This window comes from Chryseobacterium sp. UF-81, from assembly GCF_058245105.1.
Window position 1 is genome coordinate 65,378 of the sequence record NZ_JBSIBX010000016.1, and the last position, 12,732, is coordinate 78,109.

The following is a 12,732-nucleotide window of genomic DNA, read 5'->3' on the forward strand; positions in this document are numbered from 1 at the left end:
TTCTTTTACGGAAATGGTTTTTCAAGTTTTATTTTAAAATTTTATAGGTTGTATAATCTTTAATCGTTTTTAATTCATAAATTTCTTCTTTATCTACATCTATGATCCTGATATTATCTAATGGAACATTCTGGCAGTGAATGAAGCTGATGAACATAGCATTAAAATCACCTTTTACAATAATATCAAATCCTTTTTCGGTTTCTAAAGAGCTGTACCATTCCCATTTTTTAATATCTTGGAAGTTATAGATAGTCATATCTATGTCATCTAACAATTCATCATATTTATAGTCATCATCATTTAGCTGTTTTATTTTATTTACAATTCCTTGTGGAAGAAGTCCCTCCCATTTCGGATCTTGGTAATGAAGATTTTTATTCTTTAAAAATGTCAATACAGCATTTTTAAAATTATCTAAAACTTCTTTAGCATTAGTTGTATTTCTCACCCTCACAATTTGATAGCCTTTTGAGAGCTTTTCACCTTTTATATTGTATTTTATGTTTCTTTGTTCATTCATGAATTTATTTACAAAACAGCATTTACAAAATCATTTTAAAATTTTATAGGTAGTATAATCTTTAATCGTTTTCAACTCATAAATTTCTTCTTTATCTGCATCTATAATCCTGATATTGTCTAATGGAACATTCTGGCAGTGGATAAAGCTAATGAATTGTCCAGCATTAAACTTTCCTTTTACAATAATATCAAAACCTTTTTCCGTTTCTAAAGAGCTATACCATTCCCATTTTTTAATATCCTGAAAGTTGTAGATAGTCATATCTATATCATCTAACAACTCATCATATCCATAATCATCATCATCTAATTGTTTAATTTTATTCACAATTCCCTGAGGCAATAATTCATCCCATTTTGGATCTTCATAGTGAAGGTTTTTATTTTTTAAGAATGTTAATACTGCATTCTTGAAATTATCCAAGACTTCTTTTGAATGGATTATATTTCTTACTCTAACTATCTGATAGCCTTTTGAAGGTTTTTCTCCTTTTATATTGTATTGTATCTTTCCTGATTCTGTCATCACTTTATTTTTTAATAATTACTGCTTTTTTATTAAATATATTTTTAAAATCTTCTATCTTCATAGAATAAGAGGTTCCTTGATTCATAGGTAAAGGATCTCTTAAAAATACTTTTTCAGCCTCCACCTTTTCAATTACTACAGCATGACCTTTAAATTCATCCGTCCATACACTTACAATTGCTTTATCTCCATCTTCTAGTTTTTCCAATAATTTAGGGAAAGTTATTCTGTTTTCTGCTATAACAACTATTTCATCTAAATAACTGTTATATAATGCCTCAGGAATATCTTGAATTCTTGCTCCATCTGTTGTCGTGTTTAAAGCACTGGCAAGATATTTTTCACTCTTAATAATTCCCTTATCATCTAAAACCATTCTTAAAGAAGTTGAAACACAAGTGTAATCCATAGATTGTCCAAAGACCTTATTTTCACTTATCCATCGTTCAATTCTGATTCCTGCATTTTCAGCAAAAGATTTTGTTGGGTCACCTCCTCCTCGTTGAAGTTTTCTTCCTCTGATGATTACTTCTTCCAGATCATGAACCTCATCAGCCAGATCCTCAGCTTTAGCCCCATTCTTCGCCCCCTGCATCAGTTCTTCTATAAACCTGAAAAAACCTTTGAACCCATTGGTACAAGCTTTTCCAAATCTAACAATAAATCTTGAAAGAAAAGCCAACAGATCCGGAATTCCAAGAGTCACAACAGAAAAAGTCTCCCGGGACAAAACTTTTAATAGGCTCGTTATTTTAGCCAGATATGTTTCTCCTTTTACAATATTTCCGGCACCTCCTGTAAAGATAATAAGCAGAATATTAATCAGGACTTCAAAAGCAATAATACCTATAAAGAAGGCCACCGTATAACGGGAAACATCTCCAAAGTATTCTTTCATCTTATTCAGCATTCCTTCCATGTCAGAGATTGAAATACCATTTGAGCTGAAAAGGTCTTTTATTCCCTGTAAGAATTTAGGAACATTTTCCGTCACCCAATCCAGTACATCTTCCGCTTTTTCCATCAGATCTCTTCTTTCAAGATATTGCTGGTACGAAAAAGTGGTTGTAGGCTGTAAAAGAAATTCTAAAATATATAGCAGACACTGTATAAGACTGACAAGGCCACTGTGAATACCACAATAAAAAGCATTAATCAGCTTAAGGATTTCTATACCCAGTTTTGCGAGTTCATCAAGATCCTCTTTTACATTGATGAGAAAAGATTTAATATCACTAATGACGCCATAAATTTTATTAATCATCTTTTTAAAGGCATCTGGAAGGTGGTCAATGGAAGCATTCGCAATCTTATTGGCTGCCTGCTCAACCATTGACCACACTTTTGAAAAAGCAATCTCAGCACCCTGAATAAAAGGATTATCTCCCAAACCTTCAAAGAACTGCACGGCCTTATTCATATTAACGGGAACCGGAATACCTCCGATAAGAGGAATTAATGGTGCATAATCTTTAAACTCAGGATTATAATTTTTTTCTGTTGGTTTTAACATTTCCAGCTGTTCTGCACACCATCCTATAGCATCAGCCGGAATAGAAGAAATATTTCCTATGATCTCTTGAAACCTTCTGTCTCCGGTATAAAACTGATATTCTCTCATTAACGCCTGATGAACAAAACCCGCATTAATTTTATCATTTTCAAAAGTATAAGCCAACTGTGTAAGATAGGCTGCTTCATCTTCCATAGAAGTAATATCCCTGAAAAACTGACCGTTTACTTTAGAAGATAATGGTTCTGGAAATCTTTTGAAAAGCTGCACAAAATAATCTCCCATCTTGGCAATGTAAAAGTCACCTGAAAAGTTTGATTTTTTGGAATCGGGCTTCTCGTAAAACAGAAAAAGAGCCTGCTTTTTTCTTTCGTTGACCTGATAGCTCCCGTAAACCTGAGAACCTGTTTCACAAGGAAGAACCTGTGCATAATATTCATATCCTTTTGCCCCCGCTTCATTCACTCCTGTTGAAGCAAAAGAAGAAACAGGATCATCTGTAAGATAAGAGTAACCCAAAGGAGTACCTCTGTAATCATGGAAAGGACTGCGGTAATCTTCAGAGCCTTGATCTGTCATTATACTTTGCAGGGCATTAACAGGCTGGTTCTGAAAATTAAAGATCTTACCTGAAGTAAAAATATTATTCAGTAAAGCCTGACTTTCTTCATCAAATTCATCAAGACTGTCTATTAAATTTTTCATAAATTGTGTTTAAGGAATTAATAATCTTTCTTAAAACGTTTCTGAAACAAAGCTAGCCTTTGAATGCGACAGAACTTGACGTATCTCATTAGAATTAGAAACTTAAAATGGTATAACAAAAAACCGCAGACTGATCTGCGGTTTTTCTTTATCAATTATTTTAAAATTAACTACTGTTTAACTACTGTTGCTCCCATTACGGCTGTTTTCGACTCTTCTTTTTTAGCATTTTCCCATCCGTCTTCCGGCATCAGCGTTGCTGTAATTTTTCCTTTTGCCAGGTATTTTTTAGCAACATCCTGAAGGTCTTTCACGGTAAGTGCTTTCACTTTTTCCTGATAGTTCAGGATATCGTATTTATCACTTCCATCCAGCTGATTTTTAGCAAGAGCGTTCAGCCAGAACATATTATCCTTCAGCTCCGTTTTGTTGTCGTTGTACTCCCCTTCTTTGTATTTGTCAAGGTCTTTCTGTTCAGGACCTTTATCAATCAGCTTCTGAAGTTCGGTAACAGCACTTTTCGTAAGCTTTTCTGCATTTTCAGGTCCGCAAGGGAAACTGATGCTGAAATTGTAAGCACTGTAAGGGATTTTATTCATGCTTCCTCTTGCTCCCCCTCCGTAAATTCCGCTTTCATCTTCTCTAAGCTTTTCAATCACTTTAATGGTAGCTACTTCTCCAAGCGCCGCAAGGGCCAAAGCTTCTTTCTCGTTGTAAGGAGTTTCCCCGCTGTAAGAGATTGTTACCAGACTCTTAGGGTCTTTTCCTTTTTTGTAAACTTTGGAATGATCCCCGGTCAGCTGTCTGTAGCCCGTATCTTTATATGTTGACGTTTTTCCGGATGAAGGGAGACTGCCGATATACTGCAGCACCTGCTCTTTAAATACAGCTTCGTCAATATTTCCTACGAAATAGAACTGGAAATTTCCGGCATTGCCAAATTTCTCTTTGTAGATGTCGTATGCTTTTTTATAATCTGTATTCGCCCAGTCTTTTTCCATTGGGAATAGTCCGATGAATCTCGGGTTCTTCTGGTTCATGAATTTGGCATGTTCATTGGAAAAATAAGCCTGAGGGTTAGACAGCAGGTTGTCCAGCATTGCAGACTGCTTTTCTTTATAAGCATTGAAAGCAGCAGGGTTGTAATTTAATTCTGTAAAATAAGCGTACGTAAGCTCCATAGCAGTTCCTAAATCTTTCTGGGATGTTCTTCCTGAAATCCCTTCATAATAAGGTCCTATCATTGGATTTACACTCACCTGCTTTCCTGCAAGATAGTTGGTAAGATCTGCTTTTGACAATCCACCTACTCCTGCTTCAGATAATGCCGCAAAAGCGAACTGAGTTTTGATAAAGTCTGCGTCTGAGATCAGAGAATTTCCTCCTAAGCTTCTTGCTGAAAATACAATTTCATCATCTTTGAAATCTGTCTTTTTGAAGGTCACTTTTGCTCCGTTGCTTAATGTCCAGGTTGTTGTTCCCAGTTTGGCATCCGTTTCTGTTTTAGCTATTTTTCCTTCTGATTTGAAAGGCTTCACTAAGTTTTTGATAGCTGCTTTCTCCTCGTAAGGCTTAAGATCTGCCATTTTCACAGATTCAAATGTATTCAGAACCATTGCTTCTGTAGGCATTGTAACGTTATCTTTCTTAGGTCCTGTAATGACAATCACTCTGCTGTCATCCTTCACCATTTTCTTGATCACTTCATTGGTTTGAGCCAAGGTAACTTTAGGAAGGAAGGACTTGGTATCTTCATATTCCCAGGCAATTCCCGGCATCGGTTCCTGCTCCAGGAAGTTTCTTACATACTCATCTACCAGCATATCACTTTCGGTCTTGTCGCGGTTGTTATAAGATCTTTCAAGATTGGACAGCATTTGTGATTTTGCCCTGTCGAGCTCAGTCTGAGTAAATCCGAATCTTTTCGCTCTCTCTACTTCTTCCAAAAGAACTTTCAGAGCGTTTAACTGGTTTCCTTCTTTTACCATGGCAAATCCCTGGAAAGCTTCTTTACTTCTTGCATAAGTTCCTCCATGATAAACCGATCCGAAGGTAAAAGGTGGATTATTTGAATTGATCAGTTCCTTTAATCTATTGTTAAGCATTGTGGTGGAAAGACCTTCTACAATGCTTTGGTTGTACTGCTCAACGGTTACATCCGGCCGATATGCCTCGGCATCTTTCATAATGAACTGAACCATTGAATTTGTAGCATCCGGATCAGTTTCTATGGCTACTAATGTTTCTTTATGATTAGGCAGATCAAATACTTTTCTTTCTCTTGGTTTGGAAGGGTTTTTATATTTGCTGAAATTATCTTTGATTTTCTTCTCAACTTCATCTACATTGATATCTCCCACCACTACAATCGCCATAAGATCCGGTCTGTACCAATCCTGATGGAATTTTCGGATCACATCCGGCTTGAAGTTTTCCAGTACCTCTTTTTTACCGATCGGAAGTCTGTCTGCGTATTGAGATTTGTATAATAATTTGGGAAGATATTTATCAGCCATTCTTTTGTCGGCACCAAGACCCAGTCTCAGTTCTTCCAGAACAACTCCTCTTTCTTTATCGATCTGTGCATCGGAAAGGGTTGCATTAAAAGCCCAATCTTCCATTACTTTAAGTCCTGCATCCAGATTTCCTGGTTTATCCAATGGGACAGGAAGCATGTATACGGTTTCGTCAAAGCTTGTGTAGGCGTTAAGGTGCTGTCCGAATTTCACCCCGATAGACTGTAGAAAATCCACCAGTTTATTGTCCGGATAATTCTTGGTTCCATTGAAGTTCATATGCTCCATAAAGTGCGCCAAACCTCTCTGGTTTTCATCTTCAAGAATAGATCCGGCATTGATAGCCAGACGGAAGTCTACTTTCTTTTCAGGTAATGTATTTTTTTTAATGTAGTACTTCATTCCGTTGGGAAGGGTACCAATTCTCACGGAAGAATCCAAAGGGATATTCTGTCCGAAAACATTTGAAGACATCAGGAAGATGACCGCAAATGAGGATAAAACTTTCTTCATATTATTAATTTTATTTTGGGACTAAAAGTATCAATTATTCACCACCTGAAGAAATCTTACAATTTGTATTATAGTTAAATTTGAGTTAAAATTAAAAAGACAGCAAAAAAGCCGGATATTCTCCGGCTTTTCGTACTGTAAATTGGAAGTTCTTATTTAAAATCCGCATCAGATGTAACGGTATTTAAAACCACTTTAGTTGTTTTTATTGTTACTTTTTGTCCTTTCCCGTCAATATCTACTTCAGAAGGGAACTTTATGCCTTCTGCTGTCATATAATTTTTTATGGTAACATTTCCTTCTCCCATGGAAGATTTGTATAAAAGCCCGGTAGCGGCATCAAAGTAAAATTTTCCTTTATCGGAAGACAATACATTGTACTCTTTAGCGTCCAGTTTTTCTACTGTTACTGTCTGAAAATTGGCAGGGTTAAAAGCTAACGCCTCAATAGTTGTTCCTTTTTTCAGTTCTGCAATATTATCGGCAGGAAAATCGGTTTTCTGTCCGGCTCTTTCTATATATCCTTTTTCACCGTCAAAAACCTGGCTTACCGTCTGTCCCATTGCAGTCTGTACAGATTTAAATTTATTGCCCATTTTTGTAGTGCTCATGGTAATATCCATTCCCTGAACATTCAGAGTATTATCAATAACCGTAGATTTTACTGCTTCTAATTTGCTTTTACCACCCAAAGCTTTATAATAATTATCAATAACTTCTTTTGGGGTCAGCTTAGATTTCACGGCTTCCGTCTTTGCGGGAGCTGCACTGGTCTGTTGAGCTGCTGCCGGTACGGCAAAGAGTACGGCACAGAAAAACGGGATGATGATCTTTTTCATATCTATAATAAGTTTAGGGTGTAAATATATGAATATTGACCGCAAGAAAATAAACACAGGGTATTTATAGAGAATATGGGATAATTCCGCCCTAAATATATTAAGGTTTTTTAAGAATATTCGAAATTAAACGATAAGATTATCTCTGTAAAATGGGCATATATGATGACTTCGGGTAATAAAAGATGAGGAATATATTAAAAGAAATATAAATTTGGCCCTGAGATAAAAAAACCTCCGATTTCTCGGAGGTTCTGAAATATTTATATCGGAATACATTATTTTTTAAGCTCTTCTAAAAACTCGTCGTGAGAGATTTTAGTTTCTTTTTTAGATGCTTTTTCAAGAATTACATCTTTCAGTTTAGCCATAGCCACTTCAGAAGAAATCTGTCTTACCTGCTCCTGATCTTTCAACATTTCAACAGCATATTTCTGGATTTCCTCATCACCTAAGTGGTGGATTCCGTAGATAGCCAACTGGTTTCTTACCAATTGCTCAGCCTGTGCCAATACATCAGCATAGTCTAACTGGATATCGTTATCCGTCATTAATTTACCTTCAATGATCTGGTATCTTAACTGGTTTTTCTCTGCTTCAAGAATTCCTTTAGCCTGTTCTTCAGACTGGATATTCTGGTTAGAGAACAATAACCATTTTACAAGGAAATCTTCAGGAAGCTTCACTTCTTCTTTTTCAGTAACCTGCTCCAATACTTTATTCACATAGTGAACGTCAGCATTCTGCTGGAAGTACTCATCCAGCTCAGATTTTACTTTTTCTTTAAGTTCTTCTTCAGATTTGATTGTCCCTTCTCCGTAAACTTTATCGAATAGCTCCTGGTTAAGTTCAGCAAGGTTCAATGAATAGAAATCTTTTACTTTAACTTCTACTTCAGCATGGTGTAAATGCTCAACTTCTTCTTTGCTGAATCCTAATTCTTTAGCCAATTCTTCGTCACCTGCAAGAGTTTCTTTAGATACTTTTACAGAACCGTCCATTTTCAAAGCTTTTACCAATTTGAAAGCTTCTTTGTTTTCAGCAGTAATGGTAACGTTCTTTGGGTGGTGGTGGTGCTCTCCTTCAGCATCTTCTTCTACAACCTGAGAAATCTCCAAAGCTACATAAGAATCTTTAGTGATTTTATCCTGAGGAACCTGCTCTGCAAAACGCTTCTGCATGTTCTCAATGCTCTTCGTAATTTCTTTGTCAGAAGCCTCTACTTTATAATGAGGAGCTTCATATTTAGCTAAATCTATAGTGAATTCAGGCTCGTATCCTACTTCGAAAGCAACTTCAATTTTTTCAGCGTTGTAATCCAGTTGGTTTACTGGCTGAGGAACAGGCTGACCAACTAATCTTAACTTGTTTTCGTTAACATAGTTATTCAATGCGTCAGAAACCTGTTTGTTGATTTCTTCGAATGCAATACCTGCTTCATATTGTTTTTTAACCATACTCAAAGGCACTTTCCCTTTTCTGAAACCAGGAACTTGCGCATTTTTAGCATAATTAATCAACTGCTTTTCTACTTTTTCTTTGTAGTCAGATTTTTCCAATGTCACTGTAAGTAATGCACTTACGTCATCATGGTTTTGTGCGGTAACCTTCATTATTGATTAAAATTTTAGGTTGCAAAAATATGAAATTTTTATGAGAATTACCTACTTATAATCAATTCTTAGCATTCAAATGTGCATAAATAAAAAACCGCTGAAAATCTCAGCGGCTTTACCATTAGGTTTATCTTTTTAATTGATCAGATTGTAGGTTGCCTGAGCATCAGTTTCCCCGCCGGACTGCACACCGTATACTACTCCATTTCCACTTACAGCAGAAGCTTCAGAGACAGAAACCGGCTCATGGTACAGCGTCAGAACAAGTTGACTTGGGGCAGAAGCATTTTTAACCGCTGTATTGACTACCCACTTCGTTTTGAGTCCTACACGTTTGCCGTCTGCTCTTGTAGAAGCAGCACCGTCAGTACGCGTCATTACAATATCAGAATTAGGGAAGTTGTATACTAAAAAGTGTTCGTCTTTTGCCGTTTCGATCTCTTCGTTGGCGTCTTCGTCCCCATTTTTGAAAATAACTTCCACATTGTAGGTATGTCCGTTGACTAATTTAACATTAGGGTTACTGGTGCTGTTTACCTGATAATCATAAGTTACCGCTGTTCCCGTAGCTTCATCCGTTACTTTCAGCAGAACATCAGAAAGTTCCTCCTGTGGAAGATCATCTTTTTCATCGTCATCTCCACGGTTACAAGAAGTTAGGCTTAAAGAAAAAGCAATCATCAATAGACTTATAATAAGTGTTGTATTTTTAAAAATATTTTTCATTTTTTTGATTTAAATAATTAAAATTGATATTTAAGAGTTACAATAAAATTTCTCCCCATTTCGCTGGAGAAGTATCGTAACCTGTTCAGATAATCTCTGTAAGAAGTATTGAATACATTTTTGACAGAGAAATCAACTCCGAAATTTTTTGACAGATTCACCCCTGCCTGAAGGTTCCAAAGCGAATATGCTTTGGGAGGAGTAGAAATATCTACTTCCTGACTGTAAGAATTTCCCTCCGAATCATATCTTTTGATAAAAACATTATAAATTGGGAATCTTTTTTGGGCAAGAACTGTTTTGTTACTTACGTTCACATAAAAGTTCTTCCACTCTTTTTTACTGAATTCCAGTGAATTGTTGAAATTAGCAGGCATCATCATGATCAGTGGCACATCATGGGTAAGGTCCTGACCGTATACATAAGACAGATTTCCCTTGTAAGCCAGATTATCATTAATTTTCAGGGCCAGATCCAGATCTGCTCCATACATTTTCACATCGATCTGCTGATAGCCATACACTACAAAGTCGCCGCCCCACTGGGTATTCCGGTACCCTATAGGAACCTCATTGATAAAGTTTTTGGTATAAAAGAAATATGGATTTACAGAGATATCCAGGCCACCCAGAACATTTAATTTGACATCAGCAATTAAATTAAACTGATTTCCGGTTTCGCTTTTAATCCCCATATCTCCTTCTTCTATAATGGCTGCAGAATGGTGAAGCCCGTCGGCAAAAAGTTCAGCAACATTGGGAGATCTTGAAACCCTTGCATAGTTTAGCTTCAGATTAAAATTATTTGACGGATGGTAGCTGATACCGGCATTACCTGAAAAATTATTATAATTTAATTCAGGCTTGGTAAGGATTCTATTCTGATTAATCCTTACTACAAAATCTGAATAATCCTTGGCATATAATCTATTCCAGTCACTCAGATCATACCATTTGGTCACTTCATAACGGTCAAAATCATAACGTGCTCCAGCCTCCAGATCGAGCGAAGGCAGAAGTTTATATTTATAGACAGAATAAACTCCAGCATAAAAACGGTCATAGTTAGGCACCAGACGTCTCGCTTCTGTTTCCGGATTGGAGTAATTATTCTGATATCCACCATTAATTCCTGTTTCAAGACTCCATTTTGGTCTTTCAATAAGATGGTTGATATTTAAATCATTTGTAATCAGTTCCAGATCCAGTCCCGGTTTTTTGCTAAGCTCTTCACTCCGGCGGATGTCATATTCTTTTCTGTGATTGTACTGAAAACTGTAGGTAGCCGTAAGCTTTCCAAAGTTTTCAAACCTGTGATACCCCGAAAGTTTAGCTATATGATGTTCGATCTCCTGTCTTGGATTATCGATATCATAACTGAAATCTCTTTTAAAAATAGGTTCCTGACTTGACAATGCCTCATACAAATCTTCAGCAGATCCTACATGTGAACTCCTCAAAATGCCTATTGAATTATTCGTTAAATAATAATCAAAAGAAAACCCTGAATTAAAAGTCATTTTTTGAACCCCGAAATTAAAACCGGAATTCTGAATTCCCGTATTCATCAATCCATAGTCAGGAGCTGTAAGGTCACCCAATTTTCTAAAGCTTCCGTTGGTTTTAACAGCCCAGCCGCTTTCCCAGGTTTTTGCCAGCTTTACATTGACATCTGCTCCACGCCCGTTTGAAATACCGGACAGAGAAACAGATCCCATAAGGGTATCTTTTTTAGGTAAGATCTGAGGCTGTAAAACCACGACCCCGCCTACGGCACCATTTCCATATTTAAGGGCTGATGCTCCTTTTACAACATCAATATGTTCGAAATTATTTACATCTACATTCGGAGCGTGTTCTACACCCCATTCCTGTTCGGCCAATTTTACACCGTCATTCAGGATGGAAACCCTGCTTCCATACAGTCCGTGGATGATGGGTTTAGCAATATTATTCCCCGTTTTAAGAACATTGACTCCCGAAATATTGGTAAGTAAATTTCCTAGATTCTCGGTAACATTTCTAGAAAGCACGGATTTATCCAGTGTTTTCATTACCAGACTTCCATTATTTTTATGACTGCCATGAACGGTCACCGTTTCAATATCATGGCTATGATGCTCCAAGGTAATAACTAAGTGTAAATCCTGATCAACTCCTATATTTTCAGTATAATCGTTACAATCAGGATGCTTAGCAATGAGTATATATTTTCCCGCAGGAATTTTATTCAGCGTAAACTTACCTGTATGATCTGTTTTGGCGGTAAATCCCCCGATCTTCACCACTGCATTTTCTAATGCCGTTTTATCGTGAAAATCATGAACAGTTCCTTCTACAGTATATGTTTTTTGTGCATGTATCAACGTCAGTCCACATAGAACCAACATCAGACTATATATCAATTTCATTGTTAATAGATTGATTACGTACCTTTTGCAGGTACATTTTTTTCGTAAAATTAGGTTGAATGGGTTTATTTTAATTGTAAAGTCAACAATGTAAAAAAGCATTTAATGAGTGATAATTAGATGTCAGATATGAGATTCAGATGTCAGACTTGAGATTATTAGAACAATTAATTCTGCCCGGGAACATCAAACTAAAAACGTTCAATCCCCGAATCCCTTAACCTGTATATCCTATCCCTAAAATCCGGAATTCTGAATCACATCTAACAGCTATCTACCAATAGCCTTAAACCCAAAATATTGAACTTTAAACCAAATTAAAGTCAATAAAAAATTTATGATTTATGCAACTGCGGGAGGCCCCCGAAGCTGAAAAGTGAATTTGGTCTGAGACCATACTTTCTCCTGAACAGCAATGACCTGTTTTACTTCGTGCGTAAAATGTTCGAAGGAAAAGCTGAATTCTTCAGGAACCAGTGTATGTCCTGTAGCTAAGAAATGACATGCCAGACAGTCGCCGGGCTTTTCTTTAGCCGAAGTTTTAGCCATCGTATTTTCTGTCTTTTTAAGATTGAAGATCTTAAAATTATCGACAGCATCATGATGGTGAAAACTTTGGGAAAACAGGGCAATGAAGTATATCCCAAACAAAAGTTTGGAGATAAAGTTCTTCAGATTTCTGCTTTCCTTAATCATTCTGTAAAATTATAAAAATAATTTAAGTTTTAAATTAAGTTTTCGTAAAACTATTGAATACGTCGGTGGAAGTGTTTTTTTTTGTTACAAAAAGATACTGCAACGTATATGATTATCTTTTCTATTTATTTTCTATACTAAAA

Annotated in this window: 9 protein-coding genes; all 9 read right to left on the reverse strand. The window is 36.4% G+C overall.

The genetic code is table 11. From position 1 onward, the window contains the following. Positions 1-28 precede the first annotated feature (28 nt). Positions 29-523, reverse strand: coding sequence for a hypothetical protein (locus AC4IFE_RS18895; protein WP_490758672.1), 495 nt, complete (start codon positions 521-523; stop codon positions 29-31). Between the two features lie 30 nt (positions 524-553). Then, positions 554-1,051 (reverse strand): hypothetical protein, encoded by a 498-nt coding sequence (locus tag AC4IFE_RS18900; RefSeq protein WP_072921720.1) that lies wholly within the window; start codon positions 1,049-1,051, stop codon positions 554-556. 4 nt (positions 1,052-1,055) lie between these two features. Further along, positions 1,056-3,272 carry a cysteine peptidase family C39 domain-containing protein gene (locus AC4IFE_RS18905; protein ID WP_490758673.1) on the reverse strand — a complete coding sequence of 739 codons (2,217 nt, stop codon included), beginning with the start codon at positions 3,270-3,272 and terminating at the stop codon, positions 1,056-1,058. 170 nt (positions 3,273-3,442) lie between these two features. Continuing rightward, on the reverse strand, positions 3,443-6,301 hold the full coding sequence (locus AC4IFE_RS18910; RefSeq protein ID WP_490758674.1) for a M16 family metallopeptidase: 2,859 nt from the start codon (positions 6,299-6,301) through the stop codon (positions 3,443-3,445). Positions 6,302-6,453: 152 nt separating this feature from the next. Next, positions 6,454-7,140 (reverse strand): hypothetical protein, encoded by a 687-nt coding sequence (locus tag AC4IFE_RS18915; RefSeq protein ID WP_490758675.1) that lies wholly within the window; start codon positions 7,138-7,140, stop codon positions 6,454-6,456. Between the two features lie 278 nt (positions 7,141-7,418). After that, positions 7,419-8,753: a trigger factor gene (locus tag AC4IFE_RS18920; protein WP_490758676.1), complete on the reverse strand. Its 1,335-nt coding sequence runs from the start codon at positions 8,751-8,753 to the stop codon at positions 7,419-7,421. 138 nt (positions 8,754-8,891) lie between these two features. Further along, complete coding sequence (locus AC4IFE_RS18925; protein ID WP_490758677.1) at positions 8,892-9,482, reverse strand: hypothetical protein; 591 nt, start codon at positions 9,480-9,482, stop codon at positions 8,892-8,894. A gap of 17 nt (positions 9,483-9,499) precedes the next feature. Then, a complete protein-coding gene (locus AC4IFE_RS18930; RefSeq protein ID WP_490758678.1) occupies positions 9,500-11,893 on the reverse strand; it encodes a TonB-dependent receptor in 2,394 nt (797 codons plus the stop codon). Between the two features lie 342 nt (positions 11,894-12,235). Next, complete coding sequence (locus AC4IFE_RS18935) at positions 12,236-12,589, reverse strand: hypothetical protein (protein WP_490758679.1); 354 nt, start codon at positions 12,587-12,589, stop codon at positions 12,236-12,238. Positions 12,590-12,732: the final 143 nt, after the last annotated feature.

Coding starts and splice junctions, on each gene's coding strand:
- AC4IFE_RS18930 (WP_490758678.1), bottom strand. CDS start 11,893: ATGAAATTGATATATAGTCTGATGTTGGTTCTATGTGGACTGACGTTG.
- AC4IFE_RS18895 (WP_490758672.1), bottom strand. CDS start 523: ATGAATGAACAAAGAAACATAAAATACAATATAAAAGGTGAAAAGCTC.
- AC4IFE_RS18925 (WP_490758677.1), bottom strand. CDS start 9,482: ATGAAAAATATTTTTAAAAATACAACACTTATTATAAGTCTATTGATG.
- AC4IFE_RS18935 (WP_490758679.1), bottom strand. CDS start 12,589: ATGATTAAGGAAAGCAGAAATCTGAAGAACTTTATCTCCAAACTTTTG.
- AC4IFE_RS18905 (WP_490758673.1), bottom strand. CDS start 3,272: ATGAAAAATTTAATAGACAGTCTTGATGAATTTGATGAAGAAAGTCAG.
- AC4IFE_RS18910 (WP_490758674.1), bottom strand. CDS start 6,301: ATGAAGAAAGTTTTATCCTCATTTGCGGTCATCTTCCTGATGTCTTCA.
- AC4IFE_RS18920 (WP_490758676.1), bottom strand. CDS start 8,753: ATGAAGGTTACCGCACAAAACCATGATGACGTAAGTGCATTACTTACA.
- AC4IFE_RS18900 (WP_072921720.1), bottom strand. CDS start 1,051: ATGACAGAATCAGGAAAGATACAATACAATATAAAAGGAGAAAAACCT.
- AC4IFE_RS18915 (WP_490758675.1), bottom strand. CDS start 7,140: ATGAAAAAGATCATCATCCCGTTTTTCTGTGCCGTACTCTTTGCCGTA.